18 protein-coding genes and 1 rRNA gene are annotated in these 19,409 nt (G+C 73.1%); 5 read left to right on the forward strand and 14 right to left on the reverse strand.

What is annotated here, in order from left to right:
• Both ACFVVL_RS21490 and tyrS read right to left on the reverse strand, forming a co-directional pair.
• A 16S ribosomal RNA gene (locus tag ACFVVL_RS21490) occupies positions 1-288 on the reverse strand; the annotation flags it as partial.
• Positions 289-831: 543 nt separating this feature from the next.
• Positions 832-2,094: a tyrosine--tRNA ligase gene (gene tyrS, locus ACFVVL_RS21495; RefSeq protein WP_387677852.1), complete on the reverse strand. Its 1,263-nt coding sequence runs from the start codon at positions 2,092-2,094 to the stop codon at positions 832-834.
• 303 nt (positions 2,095-2,397) lie between these two features.
• On the opposite strand from tyrS, the gene ACFVVL_RS21500 reads away from it, so the two are divergent.
• Positions 2,398-2,937 carry an HNH endonuclease gene (locus tag ACFVVL_RS21500; RefSeq protein ID WP_380298278.1) on the forward strand — a complete coding sequence of 180 codons (540 nt, stop codon included), beginning with the start codon at positions 2,398-2,400 and terminating at the stop codon, positions 2,935-2,937.
• 102 nt (positions 2,938-3,039) lie between these two features.
• On the opposite strand, the gene ACFVVL_RS21505 is transcribed toward ACFVVL_RS21500, so the two are convergent.
• From ACFVVL_RS21505 to ACFVVL_RS21530, 6 genes are all read right to left on the reverse strand, one after another.
• The gene (locus tag ACFVVL_RS21505; protein ID WP_387677546.1) at positions 3,040-4,851 is read right to left on the reverse strand and encodes a PQQ-binding-like beta-propeller repeat protein; all 1,812 of its coding nucleotides are present in this window, start codon (positions 4,849-4,851) and stop codon (positions 3,040-3,042) included.
• Between the two features lie 98 nt (positions 4,852-4,949).
• Positions 4,950-5,252, reverse strand: coding sequence for a 4a-hydroxytetrahydrobiopterin dehydratase (locus tag ACFVVL_RS21510; protein WP_380298275.1), 303 nt, complete (start codon positions 5,250-5,252; stop codon positions 4,950-4,952).
• 108 nt (positions 5,253-5,360) lie between these two features.
• The gene (locus ACFVVL_RS21515) at positions 5,361-6,119 is read right to left on the reverse strand and encodes a sulfite exporter TauE/SafE family protein (RefSeq protein ID WP_380298273.1); all 759 of its coding nucleotides are present in this window, start codon (positions 6,117-6,119) and stop codon (positions 5,361-5,363) included.
• A 166-nt stretch (positions 6,120-6,285) separates the two neighbouring features.
• On the reverse strand, positions 6,286-7,344 hold the full coding sequence (locus ACFVVL_RS21520) for an SPFH domain-containing protein (RefSeq protein WP_387677549.1): 1,059 nt from the start codon (positions 7,342-7,344) through the stop codon (positions 6,286-6,288).
• 10 nt (positions 7,345-7,354) lie between these two features.
• On the reverse strand, positions 7,355-7,765 hold the full coding sequence (locus ACFVVL_RS21525) for an NfeD family protein (RefSeq protein WP_380298316.1): 411 nt from the start codon (positions 7,763-7,765) through the stop codon (positions 7,355-7,357).
• 174 nt (positions 7,766-7,939) lie between these two features.
• Positions 7,940-8,731, reverse strand: a complete 792-nt coding sequence (locus tag ACFVVL_RS21530) for an ABC transporter ATP-binding protein (RefSeq protein ID WP_380298310.1) — start codon at positions 8,729-8,731, stop codon at positions 7,940-7,942.
• Positions 8,732-8,879: 148 nt separating this feature from the next.
• On the opposite strand from ACFVVL_RS21530, the gene ACFVVL_RS21535 reads away from it, so the two are divergent.
• On the forward strand, positions 8,880-9,683 hold the full coding sequence (locus tag ACFVVL_RS21535) for a hypothetical protein (protein WP_387677552.1): 804 nt from the start codon (positions 8,880-8,882) through the stop codon (positions 9,681-9,683).
• Here the strand turns inward: ACFVVL_RS21535 and ACFVVL_RS21540 are convergent.
• The 3 genes from ACFVVL_RS21540 to ACFVVL_RS21550 form a co-directional block, all read right to left on the reverse strand.
• Positions 9,680-10,330, reverse strand: coding sequence for a response regulator (locus ACFVVL_RS21540; protein WP_380298314.1), 651 nt, complete (start codon positions 10,328-10,330; stop codon positions 9,680-9,682). The two genes, ACFVVL_RS21535 and ACFVVL_RS21540, sit on opposite strands and share 4 nt — an antisense overlap.
• Positions 10,323-11,417 (reverse strand): GAF domain-containing sensor histidine kinase, encoded by a 1,095-nt coding sequence (locus ACFVVL_RS21545; protein WP_380298318.1) that lies wholly within the window; start codon positions 11,415-11,417, stop codon positions 10,323-10,325. The genes ACFVVL_RS21540 and ACFVVL_RS21545 overlap by 8 nt, the downstream gene beginning before the upstream one ends.
• A gap of 322 nt (positions 11,418-11,739) precedes the next feature.
• On the reverse strand, positions 11,740-14,352 hold the full coding sequence (locus ACFVVL_RS21550; protein WP_387677555.1) for an FHA domain-containing protein: 2,613 nt from the start codon (positions 14,350-14,352) through the stop codon (positions 11,740-11,742).
• Positions 14,353-14,690: 338 nt separating this feature from the next.
• Between ACFVVL_RS21550 and serB the strand changes: the two genes are divergently transcribed.
• Positions 14,691-15,965, forward strand: coding sequence for a phosphoserine phosphatase SerB (gene serB / locus ACFVVL_RS21555; RefSeq protein ID WP_380287714.1), 1,275 nt, complete (start codon positions 14,691-14,693; stop codon positions 15,963-15,965).
• Positions 15,966-16,043: 78 nt separating this feature from the next.
• On the opposite strand, the gene ACFVVL_RS21560 is transcribed toward serB, so the two are convergent.
• The 3 genes from ACFVVL_RS21560 to ACFVVL_RS21570 all read right to left on the reverse strand — a co-directional run bounded on the left by ACFVVL_RS21560 (position 16,044) and on the right by ACFVVL_RS21570 (position 18,176).
• Positions 16,044-16,571 (reverse strand): SixA phosphatase family protein, encoded by a 528-nt coding sequence (locus ACFVVL_RS21560; RefSeq protein WP_380287713.1) that lies wholly within the window; start codon positions 16,569-16,571, stop codon positions 16,044-16,046.
• A 112-nt stretch (positions 16,572-16,683) separates the two neighbouring features.
• Positions 16,684-16,806, reverse strand: a complete 123-nt coding sequence (locus ACFVVL_RS21565) for an SGM_5486 family transporter-associated protein (RefSeq protein WP_344333909.1) — start codon at positions 16,804-16,806, stop codon at positions 16,684-16,686.
• Between the two features lie 62 nt (positions 16,807-16,868).
• Positions 16,869-18,176, reverse strand: coding sequence for a CynX/NimT family MFS transporter (locus tag ACFVVL_RS21570; protein WP_387677559.1), 1,308 nt, complete (start codon positions 18,174-18,176; stop codon positions 16,869-16,871).
• Positions 18,177-18,261: 85 nt separating this feature from the next.
• Between ACFVVL_RS21570 and ACFVVL_RS21575 the strand changes: the two genes are divergently transcribed.
• Entirely contained in the window at positions 18,262-18,936 is a 675-nt protein-coding gene (locus ACFVVL_RS21575; RefSeq protein ID WP_387677561.1) for a FadR/GntR family transcriptional regulator, read from the forward strand.
• 180 nt (positions 18,937-19,116) lie between these two features.
• On the forward strand, positions 19,117-19,407 hold the full coding sequence (locus ACFVVL_RS21580; protein ID WP_387677563.1) for a hypothetical protein: 291 nt from the start codon (positions 19,117-19,119) through the stop codon (positions 19,405-19,407).
• Positions 19,408-19,409: the final 2 nt, after the last annotated feature.

Consider the following 19,409-nt stretch of genomic DNA (forward strand, 5'->3'; position numbering starts at 1 on the left):
AGGCCGGCTACCCGTCGTCGCCTTGGTAGGCCATTACCCCACCAACAAGCTGATAGGCCGCGGGCTCATCCTGCACCGCCGGAGCTTTACACCCAGGACCATGCGGTCCCAGGTCATATCCGGTATTAGACCCCGTTTCCAGGGCTTGTCCCAGAGTGCAGGGCAGATTGCCCACGTGTTACTCACCCGTTCGCCACTGATCCACCCCGAAGGGCTTCACCGTTCGACTTGCATGTGTTAAGCACGCCGCCAGCGTTCGTCCTGAGCCAGGATCAAACTCTCCGTGAATGATGACCGGTAATCCGGTTCACACTCGCGTTGAGCGGCACGGCAACCACCGGAATAGGGCGGCCCCGCGCACTGCGTCCTCGCTGTGTTATTTCAAAAGGAATCTCCAACCCCAGAACAAGTCCGAGGCCGGGGATGTCAACATATCTGGCGTTGACTTTTGGCACGCTGTTGAGTTCTCAAGGAACGGACGCTTCCATCGGGCGGCTTTCACACCGGCCCTCCGGGCGCTTCGTTCTTTCGTGTTTCCAGCTTACCAGATGTTTTCCGCTCCGTTTTCCGGAGTTTCATTCATCCGATTTCCCGAACTGGTCGGTGTCACTTTCCGCGACGCCCTCCACATTAGCGCATTCCGAGTGTCACTCGAAATTCATGCTGTGAGCGTGACGCGCTGAGTGGGTGGCCGCTTCAGCGACTCGTTCAACACTAGGCCACCTGGAGGACATCGTCAAACATCAGGGGCGGGATCCGGCTGGATCCCGCCCCTGATGGGTAAAGCCGCAGGTCAGCGGCCTTGCGTTTCGGCCATCACGGCCAGTTCGATCACTTGGTCAGCTCGGCCGCGGCCAAGTTGCGCTTGCCGCGGCGCAGGACCAGCCAGCGACCGTGCAGCAGATCGGTCTCGGCCGGCACCGCTTCCTCGTCCGTCACCTTGACGTTGTTGAGGTAGGCGCCGCCCTCCTTGATCGTCCGGCGCGCGGCCGAACGGCTCGGGGAGAGTCCGACGGCGACCAGCAGGTCGACGACCGACTGGAGCTCGGTGACCGCGGCCTTCGGGACCTCGGCGAGCGCGGCGGTCAGGGTGGGTGCCTCCAGGTCGGCGAGGTCGCCCTGGCCGAACAATGCCTTGGAGGCGGCGACCGCACGCTCGTACTGGTCGGCACCGTGCACCAGGGTGGTCAGCTCCTCGGCGAGGGCACGCTGGGCGAGGCGGGCGGCCGGGCGCTCGGTGGTCTCGCGCTCCAGCTCCTCGATCTCCTCCTTCGAACGGAAGCTGAAGATCCGCAGGAAGTTGGGGACGTCCCGGTCGTCCGCGTTCAGCCAGAACTGGTAGAAGGCGTACGGGGTGGTCAGCTCGGGGTCGAGCCAGACCGTGCCGGACTCCGTCTTGCCGAACTTGGTGCCGTCGGCCTTGACGATCAGCGGCGTGGCCAGCGCGTGCACGGACTTGCCGTCGGCCTTGCGGATGAGGTCCGTGCCGGCGGTGAGGTTGCCCCACTGGTCGCTGCCGCCGGTCTGCAGGGTGCAGCCGTAGCGGCGGTTCAGCTCCAGGTAGTCCATGCCCTGGAGGATCTGGTAGCTGAACTCGGTGTAGCTGATGCCCGCGTCGGAGTTGAGCCGTCGGGCCACGGCCTCCTTGGCGATCATGTTGTTGACCCGGAAGTACTTACCCACGTCACGCAGCAGGCTGATCGCGGACATCCCGGAGGTCCAGTCCAGGTTGTTGACCATGCGCGCCGCGTACGGGCCATCGAAGTCGAGGAACCGGGAGATCTGCCCGCGCAGGCGCTCCACCCAGCCGGCCACCGTCTCGGGGTCGTTGAGCACGCGCTCGGCGGTGGGCTTCGGGTCGCCGATCAGGCCGGTGGCACCGCCGACCAGGCCGAGCGGGAGGTTCCCCGCCTGCTGGATGCGGCGCATGGTGAGGATCTGGACCAGGTTGCCGAGGTGCAGGCTGGGGGCCGTCGGGTCGAAGCCGCAATAGAACGTGACCGGGCCGTCCGCGAACGCCTTGCGCAGTGCGTCCTCGTCGGTGGACAGGGCGATCAGCCCACGCCACCGCAGCTCGTCGACGATGTCCGTCACGGTCACGCTTCTCCTTCGGTCGGGCGTCCCGCCCGGTGCGGGCCCGGTTCGGCCGGGCCCCGGTGCGGGATGACTCCAGCGTTGTAGAGCCTACGCGGTCACGGCCAGCGAGTTTTCGCCGGATTGGCGCGGACGCGCCGGACCGGCCACGGTCACGACGTGGTCATGCCCCTCCGTGACACCGGAAATTCCGTTGTTCGACGGCGGGGAGCCCCTTCACAGTGGTCCCACCGCCGCGCGGCGGCAGTGACGTGTGTAAGGACGGTCGTGCCGCCGCGGCACGCCCGCGGAAGGGTGGCCGAGGTGCGCAGCACGCTGGTTCTGAACGCAAGCTACGAGCCGCTGACGACGGTGTCGCTCCAGCGTGCCGTGGTCCTGGTGCTCCAGGACAAGGCCGTGGTCGAGCAGGCCCACCCCTTGCGCACCATGCGCGGGACCGGGGTGACCGTACCGGTGCCGCGGGTGATCAGACTCCAGCGGTACGTACGGGTGCCGTTCCGACAACAGGCTCCGTGGTCGCGCCGCGGGGTGCTCGTCCGGGACCAGCACCTGTGCGCCTACTGCGGGCGGCGGGCCACCACGGTGGACCACCTGCAGCCCAAGTCGCGCGGTGGTGGGGACACCTGGCTGAACACGGTGGCCGCCTGCGCGGAGGACAACCAGCGCAAGGCCGACCGGACGCCGGAGCAGGCGGGGATGAAGCTGCTCCGCAAGCCGTTCGTCCCGACGCCGCAGGCGACGCTGATGATGGCGCTGGGGCTGCGGGTCTCGGACCTGCGGGAGCTGGCCGACTGGCTGCCGGCGGTGCAGCCCGTCGCCGCGCCCGCGCCGTCCGCCGCCTGAGACGGCCCGAAGGCCCCGGAAGCCGGGGCCGAGGGAGCGGGGGGAGCCGGGGGGAACCGGGCCGGGGCCGACGGGGAGGTCGGTCCCCGGCCCCGTCCGGGTTCACTCCTTCGCCCGGAAGCCCGTCGCGGTGCCGAAGTTGGTGGAGTGCTCGGGGACGGCGACGACGCTGCCGCCGCCGATCAGGACCCGGCCGGAGACCAGCAGCGAGCCGGTGCCGGGCGGGAAGCCGCCGCCGGCCGTCTCCTGCCCGCCGTCCAGCGCGAAGCGGCTCAGGTGCGCCGGCTGGTCGACGCGCTCGTCGACGGCGACCACCAGCGCGCCGCCGTCCACGCCGACGGCCCGGGCGGCGCCCTTCTCCCGGGCGGTGGTCCGCCAGCGCTGCTGGCCGGTGTCCAGGTCGTAGCCGGCCACCGCGACCGGCCCGCCGGCGCCGTTCGCCGAGGCGGGGGTGGTGACCGTGGTGACCATCGTGCGCTCGTGGAAGAAGACCCCGGGGGTGGCCGAGAACGATCCGTGGGCGACGTCCAGCCGGCCCCCGGCGTCGGCGACCGGGATCTCGGCGGCGGGGTCGCCGGCCGGGCCCCAGGCGAGCACCCGGTCGTCCTCGGGCTTCTCGCCGGTGGTGAGGACGACGGGGGGCTCGGCCGAGAGCACGGTCGCCGTCCTCGGCCGGTTCTCCAGGCCGCGCCACCAGGCGACCTTGCCGTCGGCGGTGTTCAGTGCCACGGCCTGGTCGACGGGGTCGGAGTCGGCGCAGGTGCTGGCCACCAGGACGGTCGTGCCGGAGACGCCGCCGGAGAGGGTGCAGAACTTCCCCTGCCCGGTGTACTGCCAGACGTCGGCGCCGTCGGCGGACTGCCAGGCGACGGCGTGGCTGTCGCCGATCGCGATCACCTTGTCGTCCGTGACGCCGACGCGTGCGCCGTAGGCGCCCTTGGCCTCGGTGAGCGGCTTGGTCCACGCCGTCCGGCCGTCCTTGGTGTCGACGGCGGCGACCAGGGAGCACGGACTCTTCGGGTCGGCCTGGGGCCGGAACAGCGCGGCGCCGAGGCCGGCCCGGTTGACGGTCGGTGACAGACCGCACGGGACGGCGCCGGCCGCGGGCGGCTCCACGGCCCAGACGGGCTTGCCGTCGGTCAGGTCGTAGGCGCGCACGCCGGTGGCGTCGGCGCGCACCACCGCGCCGTCGAGCAGCCAGCTGCCGACGAGGGTGTCGTCGCCGCCGGGCCCGGCGGCCTCGGCCCGGGCGGCCCAGGTCCGGGTGTGGGCGGCACTGAAGCCGGGGTCGCCGGCGGCGTCGGCGGAGGCGCCGTCGCCCTCGGCGCTCACCGTCAGGCCGGCCGCGACCAGGACGCCGAGCGCGGCGAGGCCGGCGCCGGTGCGCACCAGCAGGGCGCGCCGGTCGGGGGTGTGGCGGGTGGTCCCGGCATCGGCGGCGGGGCGGGTCCTGGCGCCACGGGCCTTCCCGCCGCGGGCCTTCCCGCCGCGGCCGGCCCGCCGGGAGGGGGCCGGTACGGCGGCCGGTGCGGGCTCGGGTCCGGGCTCGGGCTCCGGCTCCGGCCCGGGTTCCAGGTGTACGTAGCCGTCGTCGGTGTACTCGGCACCGGCGGGCACGTACAGGTCGCCGCCGCCCGGTTGCTGGGGGACGACCACGTACGGCGCGTACTGGTCCTGGTGGTGCGGCCCGTCGTACGCGGTGTACGCGTCCGGGACGTAGACGTCGGGCTGCTGCGGCAGCCGGTCGTGGGGGTGGTACGGGTCGTACGGGAGGTAGGGGACGTCGGGGCCCTGCCCCTGCCCCTGCTCCCCCGGGTGCCCCGGCTGCCCGGGCCAGGCCGTCTGCTGCGGGTGGCCGGGCTGCTGCGGGTACCAGGGCTGCGGGTGGCCGTCGCCGAGGGGGTCCTGCGCCATCCGTTCCGTCCCTCCCGACCGCCTGCACTGCGGCAGCCAGCATCTCACGGCGCCGCAACGGCACCCGAGCGGCCCGGAGGGGACGGTTCCGCCGGCCCCTAGCCGGCCGACTCGGCGGCCAGTGCCTCGTCGATCCGGGCCGCGAGGTCGAGGTCGAGGGCGGTGAGGCCCCCGGCGCTGTGGGTGGAGAGGGCGAAGCGCAGGGTGCGCCAGCGGATGTCGATGTCGGGGTGGTGGTCCATCGCCTCGGCGACGGCGGCGACGGCGGTGACGACCCGGATCGCGGCGGGGAAGTCGGGGGCGTCGGCGGTGCGCACGACGGTGCCGCCCTCGCGCGTCCAGTGCGGCAGGCCGGCCAGCCCCGCGGTGATCTCGTCCTCGGTCAGCCGTTCGCGGCTCATCGCCCACTCCTGTCACCGGTCGCTGTCGGTCGTCCGCGCGGAACGCGCACGCGTAGGACGATATAGAGGCCGCGCCGCCGGAGGGCGGCGACACCTCGAAGGGTGTCCTCAGTCGGTGAGCAGCTTGGCGACGGCGGCCAGGCCGACGACCACGATGATCGCCCGCAGCACCTGCGGCGGCAGCCTGCGGCCGACCCTGGCGCCGGCCACCCCGCCGATCAGCGAGCCGACCGCGATGAGTCCGGCGGCGGCCCAGTTCACCGTGGAGGTGAAGAGGAAGAACAGGGCCGCGACGCTGTTGACGATCATCGCGAGGGCGTTCTTCACCCCGTTGATCCGCTGCAGGTCCTCCTGGAGCAGCATGCCCATCAGGGCCAGCAGCAGCACGCCCTGGGCGGCGCCGAAGTAGCCGCCGTAGACGCCGGTGAGGAAGATCCCGGCGAGCAGCAGCAGTCCGCCGTGCGGGTCGCCGTCGGGGCGGCGGCGGGCGGCGACGGCGCGGGCGACCCGGGGCTGAAGCACCACCAGGACGAGGGCGAGCAGGATCAGTACCGGGACGACGGCGTCGAAGGCGGCGGTGGGCAGTTCGATCAGCAGGTAGGCGCCGAGCACGCCGCCGAGCAGGGAGGCGGTGCCGAAGCGGACGAGCCGGGCGCGCTGGCCGGCCAGCTCGCGGCGGTAGCCGATCACGCCGCTGAGCGAGCCGGGCACCAGGCCGAAGGCGTTGGAGACGTTGGCGGTGACCGGCGGGAGTCCGACGGCGAGCAGCACCGGGAAGGTGATGAGGGTTCCGGAGCCCACGATGACATTGATCATTCCGGCGCCGACGCCTGCCGCCAGGACGGCGATCGCCTCCCAGACCGTCATGAGCCACCTCCCGTGGGGGTCCTGTCGCCGCGATCATGCCGGACGGAGCGGCGGGGGTTCCAGAGGCCCCCGGAATTCGGGATGTTCGACACAGTCGGGGCCAGGACGCCCGCGGGCCCGCCCCCGTGCGGTATGGGGGCGGGCCCGCGGGCGTCGGACGGGCCGGTCACTCCGCGTCGGGCTTGCGGTACTCGCGGAGCGGGTCGATCCGGGGCCGCGTGGACCCCTTGGTGTCGGTGTCCAGCGGACGCGGGCCGGCGGACGGGTCGATCGGGACCTGGGTGGCGGCCGGCGGGGCGGCCGGCGGGGCGCTGGGGGCGGCCATCGCGCTGCCGTTGGCACCGCCGCCGTTGCCGGTCAGGCCGGTGAACGCGCCGCCGAGGCCCTTGAGGGCGTCGCCGACCTCGCTGGGGATGATCCAGAGCTTGTTGGCGTCGCCCTTGGCCAGCTCGGGCAGGGTCTGGAGGTACTGGTAGGCGAGCAGCTTCTGGTCGGCGTCGCCCTGGTGGATCGCCTCGAAGACGGTCCGGATGGCGGCGGCCTCACCGTCGGCGCGCAGCACCGCGGCCTGCGCCTCGCCCTCGGCCTTGAGGACCTCGGCCTGCTTCTCGCCCTCGGCGCGCAGGATCTGCGACTGCCGGTTGCCCTCGGCGGTGAGGATCGCGGCGCGCTTGTCCCGCTCGGCGCGCATCTGCTTCTCCATCGAGTCCTGGATGGAGGTCGGCGGCTCGATGGCCTTCAGCTCGACGCGGTTGACCCGGATGCCCCACTTGCCGGTGGCCTCGTCGAGCACCCCGCGCAGGCCGGCGTTGATGACCTCGCGGGAGGTGAGGGTGGATTCGAGGTCCATCGAGCCGATGATGTTGCGCAGCGTGGTGACGGTGAGCTGCTCGATCGCCTGGATGTAGCTGGCGACCTCGTAGGTGGCGGCCCGGGCGTCGGTGACCTGGTAGTAGATCACCGTGTCGATGTTGACGACCAGGTTGTCCTGGGTGATCACGGGCTGCGGCGGGAACGGCACGACCTGCTCGCGCAGGTCGATCCGGTTGCGGACGCGGTCGATGAACGGGACGACGATGTTCAGGCCGGCGTTGAGCGTCCGGGTGTAGCGGCCGAAGCGCTCCACGATCGCGGCGCTGGCCTGTGGGATGACCTGAATCGTCTTGATCAGCGCGATGAAGGCCACCACGACCAGGACGACCAGGACGATAAGGACGGGTTCCACGGACTCTCCCCTAGACGACCAGGGCGGTCGCGCCCTGGATTTCGACGACGTCGACCTGCTCCCCCGGCTGGTACACCTGCTCGGGGTGGAGCGCGCGGGCCGACCAGATCTCGCCGTTGAGCTTGATCCGGCCGCCCTCCGCGTCGACCCTTTCCGCGACGACCGCGGTGGCGCCCTTGAGCGCCTCGATGCCCATCTTGATCTGCGGGCCCTTCCGCAGTGCCCGGTAGGCGATGGGGCGGACGACGACCAGTTGCGCGACCGAGGCCGCGACGAAGGTCAGGACCTGCCAGACCGGGTCGGCGCCGAGCGCCGCGACGCCGGCCGCGACGAGCGCGCCGACGGCGAACATGGCGAGTTCCGGCATGGCCGTGATCACCAACGGTATGCCGAGGCCGACGGCGGCCAGGAGCCACCAGATCCAGCTGTCCACGTGTCCATCCTAGGGAGGGAAGGGCCTTCGAGGCGGTCAGTTCCCGCAGGTGGAGGGGCGGAAACCGGTCGCACGTGCGACCGGTTCCGGTTCGGGTGGGTTCAGCGGGGGTTCGGCGGGTCCGGCGGAGCCCCGCCGGACCCGTGCCGGGCCCACGCGGTGTCAGCCGAGCGGCAGGCCCTGGGCGGACCAGCGGTCGCCGTGGCGCTCCAGGGTGAGCGGCAGGCCGAAGCACTTGGAGAGGTTGCGGGCCGTCAGCTCGGTGTCGATCGGGCCGGCGACCAGCACCTTGCCCTGACGGATCATCAGGACGTGGGTGAAGCCGGGCGCGATCTCCTCGACGTGGTGGGTGACCATGGCCATGGCCGGCGCGAACTCGTCCTGGGCCAGCGCGCCGAGGCGGCGGACGAGGTCCTCGCGGCCGCCGAGGTCGAGGCCGGCGGCGGGCTCGTCGAGCAGCAGCAGCTCGGGGTCGGTCATCAGGGCGCGGGCGATCAGGGTGCGCTTGCGCTCGCCCTCGGAGAGGGTGCCGAAGCGGCGGTCGGTCAGGCCGGCCATGCCGAGGCGGTCGAGCAGGGCGAGCGCGCGGGACTCGTCGGACTGCTCGTAGGTCTCCTGCCAGGTGACGGTCATGCCGTACGCGGCGGTGAGCACCGTCTGCAGGACGGTCTGCTCGGCGGGCAGCTTGTCGAACATCGCGGCGCCGGCCAGGCCGATCCGCGAGCGCAGCTCGAAGACGTCGACCTCGCCGAGCTTCTCGCCGAGGACGGTGACCTTGCCGGCGGTCGGGAAGAGGTACGAGGACGCGATCTGCAGCAGCGTGGTCTTGCCGGCGCCGTTCGGGCCGAGGATGACCCAGCGCTCTCCCTCGGAGATGGACCACGAGACCTGGTCGACCAGCGCGCGCCCCTCCCGGACCACGGAAACGTCCACCAGCTCCAGCACGTCGCTCATGCCTACGCCTTCCCCAAAAACAGATATCTCGGCCGTCGGTGCGGGCGGGCGGCCACTCCGGCGGCCGGTGGGCACGGAGTGGGTGCGCCGCACACGCATGGGCAAACCTACGCCACGCGGATGGCCGCCGATTCCGTAGGCTGGCCGGATGCTCGCCACTCCTGCCGACAATCCGTACGAAGAGCCCCGTTCGGGGCGGCTGGCCGCCTGGGGCAACGCCCTGCTGGCCGGTCTGGTGCCGCCCGACAACGCCGCCGCGGCGGTGCTGGGGGCCGACGAGAGCCATCGGGTGACCGGCCTTCCCGGCGACGGCCCGGACGAGCGGCACGGGCTCACCTGGGCGCTGGGCCGGCTGCGGGTGCTGGGCGTGAAGGGGCTGCGGCTGGCGCTGCCGTCGGCCGGGCACCCGCTCGGCCTGACCGGGCCGGCGCCGTTCAACGAGCGGGCGATGGCGGCCGGGGAGGCGGTGCTGGCGGTCGGCGTGCCGCTGGGGCTGGTGCCCGAGGTGGAGGTGTTCGGCCCGGCCGGGGACCGCTCGGCGATCGTGCTGTGGCGGTGTTCCGAGGTGAACGACGCGCCGCCGGCGGACGTGCCGTCGCTGCACGAGGCGGAGTTCGAGCTCGCGGACGGGCTGCGCCGGGCGACCGTGCTGCTGACGCAGCTGGACGTGGCGGGCGCCGGGCCGGAGGCGCTGCGGGCGCTGGAGGCGTACCGGCGGCGGGGGCACGACGAGCTGCTCGCGCCCGGGTACCCCCCGCGCGCGGTGCGGGTGCTGGAGTCGGCGCGGCAGGTGGCGGCGCTGCTGTCGATCGCCTCGGGCGGTCACGGCGCGGCGGTGAGCGCCTCGGAGATCGCGGCCCGGCAGGCGGCGCTGGCGCCGCTGTGGCGCACGGCCCGCCGGGCCCAGGTGGCGGCGTACAACGCGCTGGTGGACGAGCGGGAGCGGGGTTAGCGGGTCTCGCCGTTGCGGACGGCCCAGAGCGCGGCCTGGGTGCGGTCGGCGAGGTCCAGCTTCATCAGGATGTTGGAGACGTGGGTCTTCACCGTCTTCTCGGACAGGTGGAGGCTGCGGGCGATCTCCCGGTTGGAGCGGCCGTCGGAGATGTGGCCGAGCACCTCGCGCTCGCGCTCGGTGAGGGTGCCGCCGCGGCCCTGCGGGGGGCGCGGGCCGTCGTCGGCGAGCAGGGCCTCGGCGAGTTCCGGCTGGAGCAGGACGTGGCCGGCGTGGACCGAGCGGATCGCGCCGGCCAGCGCCTCCGGGTCGACGTCCTTGTAGACGTACCCGGCGGCGCCGGCCCGCAGGGCGGGGACCATGGTGCGGTGCTCGGTGAAGCTGGTGACGATCAGGATCCGGGCCCGGCTGCCCTCCTCCTTGAGGGTGCGCAGCGCCTCGATGCCGTCGACGCCGGGCATCTTGAGGTCCATCAGCACGACGTCGGGGTCGAGGGCGCGGGCCCGGTCGACGCCCTCGGCGCCGTCGGCGGCCTCGCCGACCACCTCGATGTCGTCCTGCACCTCCAGGAAGGTGCGCAGGCCGCGGCGGACCACCTGGTGGTCGTCGACCAGCAGGACGCGGATCGCGGGCGCGGTGTCAGGCACCGGGGACCTCCATCTCGACGACCGTGCCCTTTCCGGGGGCGGATTCCAGGGTGAGCCGGCCGCCGACGGCGGCGGCGCGGTCGCGCATCGAGACCAGTCCGAGGTGGCGGCCCGCCCGGCGGACCGACTCCGGGTCGAAGCCCCGGCCGTTGTCGCTGATCCGCAGCACGGCGCCGCGGGCGGGCGTGCCGGCCAGGGTGACGGTGACGCGGGCGGCGCCGGAGTGGCGCAGCGCGTTGTGCAGGGCCTCCTGGGCGACCCGCAGCAGGGCGGCCTCCTGGGCCTGCGGCAGGGCGCGGACCCGGTCGGCGGCGAAGGCGATGTCGGCGGTGTGGGCGCGGTCGAGGACCTGCACCTGGGAGGCGAGGGTGGCGCTCAGGCCGTCCTCCTCCAGCGCGGCGGGGCGCAGTTCGACGACGACGGCGCGCAGTTCGTCGGCGGCCTCGGCGGCGAGCCGGGCGACCTCGGCGAGTTCTTCGCGGGCGCGGGCCGGGTCGCGGTCGACGAGCTTGGCGGCGGCCTTGGCGGTCAGGCGCAGCGAGAAGAGCTTCTGCGAGACGGCGTCGTGCAGGTCGTGGGCGATCCGGGCGCGTTCGCCGGCCAGGGTGAGTTCGCGGCTGCGCTCGTAGAGGCGGGCGTTGGACAGGGCGAGGGCCGCGTGGGCGGCGAGTATCCGCAGGAGTTCCTCGTCGTGGTCGGTGAAGCCGCCGCCCGGTTTGTTGGCGAGGTAGATGACGCCGAGCACGGCGGGTTCGTCCTCGGCGTGGTCGGGGTCGACGATCGGCATGCCGAGGAAGGCGCCCAGGTCGGGGTGGGCGTCGGGCCAGCCGCCGAAGGAGGGGGCGTTGCGGACGTCGCCGAGCCGGACGGGGCCGCCCTCGTCGAACATCGCGGCGAGCACGCCGTGCTGGCGGGGCAGCGGGCCGATCGCCCTCCACTGCTCGTCGGTGACGCCGTCGACGACGAACTGGGCGAAGCCGCCGTGGTCGTCGGGGACGCCGAGGGCGGCGTACTCGGCGCCGAGCAGGCGGCGGGCGGAGGCGGTGATCCGGCGCAGGACCTCGCGCACCTCCAGGTGGCGGCTCATCGCGAGCAGGGCCTGGCTGACGGCCTCGATGCCGGCGAGGCAGGGTTCGCAGGCGGGCAGGGTGCCGTCGGGCGGCGGGCCGACCGGGATCCGGTCGGCGGGCGGCGGTCCGGCGTGCCGGTGGTCGCTTGGCACGGTGGGCATGACGCCAACCTACCGCTGTGCGCGGGGGCCGTGCGTCCGTCCCGGGCCCTACCGGGGGCCCGGGTCCGCAGACCTAGGGCTCGCCTTCGGACCCCCGGCCCGCCGGGGGCCGGGGAACGCCCGAGGGGCGGCCCTCCCCGGGTGGGGCGGGCCGCCCCTCGGGCGGTCGGGCGGGCGGTCAGCCCTTCTGCATGACCTCGGGCTCGTGGCGGCGCTGGAGGCGGGTCACGACGATGCCGATGACGATCGACATCAGGATCAGGATCCCGGCGTCGAACCAGAACTGGCCGGCGTTGTGGCCCCAGATCGCGTCGTACTCGGGGTTCTGGAAGTCCTTGTTCCAGGGGCCGAGCAGGTGCGAGAGGTCCAGGGTGGTGGCGACCATGCCGGTGCCCCAGCGGGCCGGCATCAGCCAGGCGAACTGCTCCAGGCCGGGCTTGGAGAACACCTGGAAGAGGCAGCCGGTGAAGACGACCTGGATGATCGCGAACATGACCAGCAGCGGCATGGTCTTCTCGGCGGTCTTGACCAGCGCGGAGATCGCCAGGCCGAACATCATCGAGGCGAAGCTGAGCAGGATCAGGCCGAAGCTCATCTCCAGGATCGGCAGGTCCTTGATCACCAGGCCGTCGGAGGGCAGCTTGCGCGGCAGGAAGCCGACGGCGGAGATGATCGCGCCCTGGACGACGCTGAAGAAGCCCAGCACGATGATCTTGGACATCATGTACGCCGAGCGTGACAGCCCGGTGGCCCGTTCCCGCTCGTAGATCGCCCGTTCCTTGATCAGCTCGCGGACCGAGTTGGCCGCCCCGGAGAAGCAGGCGCCGATCGCCAGGATCAGCATGATCGTCGCGGCCCCGCTGTTCAGGCCCAGCTGGGTCTTGGGGTTGCGGGCCAGGCCGGCCTCGTTCGGGATCAGCACGCTGACCGCGCCGAGCACCGCCGGGAGCAGGATCGACAGCGCCAGGAAGCCCCGGTCGGAGGCGAGCACCGAGACGTAGCGGCGGATCAGCGTCCACAGCTGCGAGCCCCAGCTCTGCGGCTTCGGCGGGCGGACGGCCTCCTGCACGATCTGCGCGGACTGCACGGTGCCGGAGTCGACGTCCGCCGAGTACTGCTGGTAGTGCACCGAGCCGCGGTAGCGGCCGGCCCAGTCGTGGTCCGGGTAGTTCTCGAAGGCCTGGAAGATGTCGGCCCAGGTCTCGTACCCGAAGAAGTGCAGGGCCTCGTCCGGCGGGCCGAAGTACGCCACCGAACCGCCCGGCGCCATCACCAGCAGCCGGTCGCAGAGCGCGAGTTCGGCCACCGAGTGGGTGACGACCAGGATGGTGCGGCCGTCGTCGGCGAGGCCGCGCAGCATCTGCATGACCTCGCGGTCCATGCCCGGGTCGAGGCCCGAGGTGGGCTCGTCCAGGAAGATCAGCGAGGGCTTGGTGAGCAGCTCCAGGGCGACCGAGACGCGCTTCTGCTGGCCGCCGGAGAGCGCGGTGATCCGGTTGTCGGCGCGCTTGTCCAGGCGCAGCTCGTAGAGCACCTCGTCGATCCGCGCCTCGCGCTCGCGCGCCTCGGTGTCACCGGGGAAGCGCAGCCGGGCCGCGTACTTGAGGCCGGTGCGGACGGTGAGCTCCTTGTGCAGGATCTCCGACTGCGGCACCAGGCCGATCCGCGAGCGCAGCTCGGCGAACTGCTTGTAGAGGTTGCGGCCGTCGTAGAGGACGTCGCCGCGGTCGGCCGGGCGGTAGCCGGTGAGGGCGCGCAGCAGGGTCGACTTCCCGGAGCCGGACGGGCCGATGACCGCGACCAGGGACTTCTCCGGGACGCCGAAGCTGACGTCGTTGAGCAGGATCTTCTTCCCGCCCTTGTGCTCGACCTCGACGGTCAGGTGGCGGGCGGAGAAGGAGACCGCGCCGGTGTCGACGAACTCCTGCAGCTGGTCGCCGACCAGCACGAAGCTGGAGTGGCCGACCGTCAGCCGGTCCTGGGCACCGATCAGCTGGCGCTCGACGCGCTGGCCGTTGAGGAAGATGCCGTTGTGGCTGCCGAGGTCGACGATCTCGTAGCGGCCGTCCGGCAGCTGGCGCAGCTCGGCGTGGTGGCGGGAGACCTGGAGGTCGGAGACCACGATGTCGTTGTCGAGCGCGCGGCCGATCCGGATGGTCTTCATGCCGGCGGTCAGGTTGCGGATGATCGTCGGCTGCGGGCCGCCGTCGTGCTCGGCGGGCGCCGGCTGCGGGAAGCCCTGCTGCTGCGGGAACGGCTGCGGCTGGGCCTGCGGGTGCTGCTGCGCTTGCGGGTGCGGCTGCGGCTGCGGCTGGGCGTGCTGCTGCGGCCACGGCTGCTGGTGCGGCGGCTGGGCCTGCGCCTGCGGCGGGTAGGGCTGCTGCTGCGCCGGGGCCTGCCACGGCTGCTGGTGCGGCGCGGCGGCGTGCGGCGGCGCGGCGGGGCTGCGGCTGGTGGTCGCCTCGTGCCAGGCCTGCGCCTGCGCGGCGGGCTGGACGGCCGGCGCGGAGAAGGCGAGCCGGGGGCCGTTGTCGGCGTTGCCGAGGTTGACCACGGCTCCCGGGAACAGCTGCGCCTGCAGGGTGCGGGCGCCGCCGGTGAAGGTGCCGTTGGTGCTCCCGTGGTCGTCCAGCTGCCAACCCGCCCCGTTGAAGGAGATGGTGGCGTGTTGCCAGGAGACCCGCGCGTCGTCGAACTGGAAGTCCGACTGCGGGTTGCGACCGATGGTGTAGGACCGCCCGGGTTCCAGGACCCGCTGCTGTCCGTTGATCTCGATGACGAGTTGCGGCACTGCTCGTCTGCCCCGCTCTCTCGGTTCCCCCGATGGTGCGCCCCGGTCAGGTCGGGGCGAAATGATCGTGAATCTGACGGGGGAATCATTCCAGCCCGCCGGGCGCGGGTGAAAGCCGCCCCCGCGGACTGTGACCAGGCGGCAACGATTCGCGGACCACCCGTGGACGGCCGGCTCCGCCGCACGTCGGCGGGCACGTCGGCGGGCGGGTCGGCGGGCACGTCTGCGGGCGGGTCGGCGGGCCCGCCGGCGACCGGCCGGCGGGTGGCCGGAACGCCCGTCCACGACCCGGACGGGTGCCGTCGCCGCGACGGGCTGCGGGTAGCGTGGGAGGCACCATGAACGCATCGCCCTTGGCCGCCGAGCCGCTCCCCGCATCGCAGCCCCGGACCGAGGACGGGCGCACCCTGCTCGTCAAGGTGTTCGGCAAGGACCGCCCCGGTATCACCACCGGGCTCTTCGCCACCCTGGCCGGGTACGGCGTCGAGGTCGTCGACATCGAGCAGGTGGTGACCCGGGGCCGGATAACGCTGTGCGCCCTGGTCAGCGCTCCCCCGGCGCCCGGCGCGGAGGGCGGTCTGCGGGCCGTCGTGCACCGCTGGGCCGAGGACCAGAAGCTCCAGGCCGAGATCATCTCCGGCACCGGCGACAACCGGCCGCGGCGCGAGGGCCGCTCGCACGTCACCGTTCTCGGTCACCCGCTGACGGCCTCCGCGGTCGCCGCGCTCACCTCCCGGATCACCGGCTCCGGCGGCAACATCGACCGTGTCTTCCGGCTCGCCAAGTACCCGGTGACCGCCGTCGAGCTGGCCGTCTCGGGCGTGGCCACCGAGCAGCTGCGCGCCGAGCTGGCGCAGGAGGCGGCCACCCAGCGGGTGGACGTCGCGGTGGTGGCGGCCGGGCTGGAGCGGCGGGCCAAGCGCCTGGTGGTCATGGACGTCGACTCCACGCTGATCCAGGACGAGGTGATCGAGCTGTTCGCCGCCCACGCGGGCTGCGAGGAGCAGGTCGCCGAGGTGACCGCGGCGGCGATGCGCGGCGAGCTGGACTTCGCCGAGTCGCTGCACGCCCGGGTGGCGCTGCTGGCCGGGCTGGACGCCACGGTGACCGAGAAGGTGCGCGCCGAGGTCCGGTTCACCCCGGGCGCGCGCACCCTGATCCGCACCCTGCAGCGGCTGGGCTTCCAGGTCGCGGTGGTGTCCGGCGGGTTCACCCAGGTCACCGACCACCTGGTGGAGCAGCTGGGGCTGGACTTCGCGGCCGCGAACACCCTGGAGGTGGTGGACGGGAAGTTCACCGGCCGGGTGGTCGGCGAGATCGTCGACCGGGCGGGCAAGGCGCGCTGGCTGACCCGGTTCGCCGAGCAGGCGAGGGTGCCGCTGGAGCAGACGGTGGCGATCGGCGACGGCGCCAACGACCTGGACATGCTGAACGCGGCCGGGCTGGGCGTGGCGTTCAACGCCAAGCCGGTGGTGCGGCAGGCGGCGGACACCGCCGTGAACGTGCCCTTCCTGGACACCGTGCTCTACCTGCTCGGGATCACCCGCGAGGAGGTCGAGGCGGCCGGCGTCCTGGACGGGCAGGCCGAGGGCGGCGCCCCGGCGGCCGGCTGACCGGCCCCGCCCGGCAGGGCCGAGGGGCGTGCGGACCTGGTCCGCACGCCCCTCGGTCGTTCACCGGGCCGTGCCCGCTCAGTCCTGCGGCGTGAAGTACGAGACCAGCTCGGCGACGCCCGGCTCCACGCCCTTCCAGGAGCCGGAGAAGCTGAGCACCGCGATGGCGGCGGTCGGGAAGCCGCCGAGGCGCAGCCGCTCCAGCGCGTCCCGGTCGCCCTCGTCCCCGGCCAGCACCTGGGTCAGGCCCAGCACGCCCGGGTTGTGGCCGACCAGGACGAGGTCGGCGTACTCCTCCGGGGTCTCCTGGAGGACGGCGATGATCGCGCCGGGGGTGGCCTCGTAGACGCGTCCCTCGTAGACGGTCCTGCGCGAGCGCTTCGGGAGCTCGTGCGCGGCGAGCTTCCACGTCTCCCGGGTGCGCAGGGCGTCGGAGCAGAGCACGTAGTCGGGGTTGATGCCGGAGTCGGCGAGCCAGCGTCCGGCCTCCGGGGCCTGGTGGCGGCCCCGGTCGGCCAGCGGCCGCTCGTGGTCGTCGACGCCGTCCGGCCAGTCGGCCTTGGCATGGCGGAGAACGATGATCCTGCGGGGCGTGTCGGCGCTCATACCCAGCAAGCTTGGCAGAAAAGCCGGCCGGGAGCGCGATGCTGCCCGATGCCGCCACCCGGAGGGGCGGGCGGTGCCGTCGTGCGCGGTCCGCCGGGAGGCCGTCCGGCCGTCAGCCCAGGTTCTGGGCGACGGTCGCGACGATGATCAGCAGGACGACGATGCCGCCGATGATCGCGGCGAGCTGGCCGAGCTTCTTGTGGCCGTCGGTGGGGTTCGGTTCGAGAACGGGCATGCCCGGATTCTCCCACCCCGGACACGCCCGTCCACCACCGCCCCCGCCGGAGGGGCGCCTCGTCAGGCCGAGGCGGCGGCGGCCTGCGCCGGGACGGCCTCGTCCTCGATGTGCCGGGACCGGGCGGCCCGCAGGCCGAACAGCATCTGCGGCACCAGCAGCAGCGCCAGGAAGCCGAGCGGCAGGTACCACTCGCCGGTCGCCTGGTAGAGCCGGCCGATCAGGATCGGGCCGGGGATCGAGATCAGGTAGCCGACGCCCTGGGCGAAGGCCGACAGCTGGGCCACTCCGCCGGCGGTCCGGGCGCGCAGGCCGATCATGGTCAGCACCAGCGGGAAGGCGCAGTTGGACAGGCCCACCAGGACCGCCCACACCCACGGCGCGGCGGCCGGGGCGAAGGCCAGGCCGAGGTAGCCGGCGATGCCGAAGGCCGCCAGCACCACCACGAAGAGCCGCTGGTCGCCGCGGCGGGCGGCCAGGTTGGGCAGCACGAAGGAGACCGGCACGCCGATCACCATGGTCAGCGCCAGCAGCACGCCGGAGGTGCCCTCGGAGATGCCGGAGTCCTGGAAGATCTTCGGCAGCCAGCCCATCACCACGTAGGCGCCGGTCGCCTGGCAGCCGAAGAAGCAGGCCAGCGCCCAGGCGGTGCGGCTGCGGGTGATCGGCAGCTTCGCCCCGCCGGCCTGGCCACCGGACCCCGCGCCGGCCTCCTGCCGCCGGGTGAGCAGCGCCGGCAGCCAGAGCAGCAGGGCGAGGGCGCCGAGCGCGGCCCACACCCCGAGGCCGACCCGCCAGTCCCCGCCGAGCGCGCTGGTCAGCGGGACGGTGACGGCCGCGGCCAGCGCGGTGCCGGCGGACAGCGCCATCGAGTACAGGCCGATCATCGGCCCGACCTTCTCCGGGAAGTACCGCTTGATCACCACCGGGATCAGCACGTTGGCGACCGCGACACCGGCCAGCGCGAGCGAGGTCAGCAGCAGGAAGACGGCCGTGTTGCCCGCGAAGGACCGGGCCAGCACGCCCGCGGTGATCGCGCCCATGCCCGCGGTGACCACCGCGACCGGGCCGAGCCGGCGGGCCAGGCCGGGCGCGGCGAAGCCGAACAGGGCGAAGCAGAGCGAGGGGACGGCGGTGAGCAGGCCGGCCACCGTCGGGCTCATCCCGAGGTCGGCGCGGACCTGGTCGAGCAGCGGCCCGAGGCTGGTGACCACGGGTCGCAGGTTGAACGCGGCGGCGGCGATCGCGAGGGCGAACAGCCAGCCGAGGGTGCTGCGGCCGGTCGGGGCGGCGGACCGTTCGGTCTGCGGCCGGGAACCGGTCCGGGGGGAGGCGGTGGCAGGGTCTGCGGTGTCTGCGGCGGACGACATGCGAGTCATCATAGAATGATGGGATGAATTAGCGCATCCACGAATTGGCATGATGGCCCGACCCGTCCGACCCAAGGAGTCCCCCGTGGCGCTGTCCTCGCCGAGGCGCACCCCGCTGTCCGACCAGGTGATCGCCCAGCTCCGGGCCCAGATCACCTCCGGCGAGTGGGCGGTCGGCTCGCGCATCCCCACCGAGGCCGCCCTCGTCGAACAGCTCGGTGTGGCCAGGAACACGGTGCGCGAGGCCGTCCGGGCGCTCGCCCACAACGGTCTGCTGGACATCCGCCAGGGCTCCGGCACCTACGTCCTGGCCACCAGCGAACTCGCCGGGGTGATGCACCGCCGCTTCGCGGACGCCGACCGCGCCCAGGTCGCCGAGCTGCGGGCCACCCTGGAGACCTCCGCCGCCGGCCTCGCCGCCACCCGCCGCACCGACCGCGACCTCGGCCTCATCGACGCCGCCCTCGCCCGCCGCGAGGACGCCTGGCGCGCCGGCGACGCCGAGGACTTCGTGCAGGCCGACGCCGCCTTCCACCAGGCCGTCGTCGCCGCCGCCCACAACGACGTCCTGGCCGCCGTCTACGCCGACCTCGGCGAGGTCACCCGCGCCCACCTGCGCCACGACGTCGGCCCCGAACTCATCGCCGAGCGCTACCTCGGCCACGACAAGATCGTCGACGCCATCCGCGCCCGCGACCCCCAGCGCGCCTCCCACGAGGCCGGCCGCGCCATCGGCGCCTGCAACGACCCCGACGCCTGACCCGTCCCGGTTGCCCGCGCAGCGGCCTCTCGCCTTGCGGGGGGCCGCTTTTGACGTGCTAACGTCCCGTGAAAATTCGCGGACGGCCGGACTCCGGCCGGGTGTGGACACCACGGGGAGACAGTGATGGCGGATCCGGACCTGAAACTGGGCCAGGGGCCGGGGGGCGGGCCGACGAAGGTGTCGACTCCTGCCCTGGACAAGGCAGCCACCTCCTTGGACGGCATCGCCAACGACAGCACCGCGGCCGGGAAGACGGCCGACGAGTCGACCGAGGCCGCGGCCGCGGCCGCGAAGCTGAGCGGCTGGGACTCCGCGACGGCGCTGCGCGGCGCGCTCAAGGAGTGGCACGAGCAGGTGTCGCAGCTCAACGGCCGGCTCAACCAGGAGGCCGGGATGATGCGGCAGACCCACAGCAACTACCTGAACGTCGAGCAGGGCATCGCCACGTCGTTCACCGGGAAGGCGTGAGC

Origin of the sequence: Kitasatospora sp. NPDC058115 (assembly GCF_042884635.1) — a bacterium.
Classification (GTDB): Bacteria; Actinomycetota; Actinomycetes; order Streptomycetales; family Streptomycetaceae; genus Kitasatospora.

Bases quoted from the DNA above. Each gene is read 5' to 3' on its own strand.
- ACFVVL_RS21505 (WP_387677546.1), bottom strand. From the start codon at position 4,851: ATGGCGCAGGACCCCCTCGGCGACGGCCACCCGCAGCCCTGGTACCCG.
- ACFVVL_RS21510 (WP_380298275.1), bottom strand. From the start codon at position 5,252: ATGAGCCGCGAACGGCTGACCGAGGACGAGATCACCGCGGGGCTGGCC.
- ACFVVL_RS21515 (WP_380298273.1), bottom strand. From the start codon at position 6,119: ATGACGGTCTGGGAGGCGATCGCCGTCCTGGCGGCAGGCGTCGGCGCC.
- ACFVVL_RS21530 (WP_380298310.1), bottom strand. From the start codon at position 8,731: ATGAGCGACGTGCTGGAGCTGGTGGACGTTTCCGTGGTCCGGGAGGGG.
- ACFVVL_RS21535 (WP_387677552.1), top strand. From the start codon at position 8,880: ATGCTCGCCACTCCTGCCGACAATCCGTACGAAGAGCCCCGTTCGGGG.
- ACFVVL_RS21545 (WP_380298318.1), bottom strand. From the start codon at position 11,417: ATGAGCCGCCACCTGGAGGTGCGCGAGGTCCTGCGCCGGATCACCGCC.
- serB (WP_380287714.1), top strand. From the start codon at position 14,691: ATGAACGCATCGCCCTTGGCCGCCGAGCCGCTCCCCGCATCGCAGCCC.
- ACFVVL_RS21560 (WP_380287713.1), bottom strand. From the start codon at position 16,571: ATGAGCGCCGACACGCCCCGCAGGATCATCGTTCTCCGCCATGCCAAG.
- ACFVVL_RS21565 (WP_344333909.1), bottom strand. From the start codon at position 16,806: ATGCCCGTTCTCGAACCGAACCCCACCGACGGCCACAAGAAGCTCGGC.
- ACFVVL_RS21570 (WP_387677559.1), bottom strand. From the start codon at position 18,176: ATGTCGTCCGCCGCAGACACCGCAGACCCTGCCACCGCCTCCCCCCGG.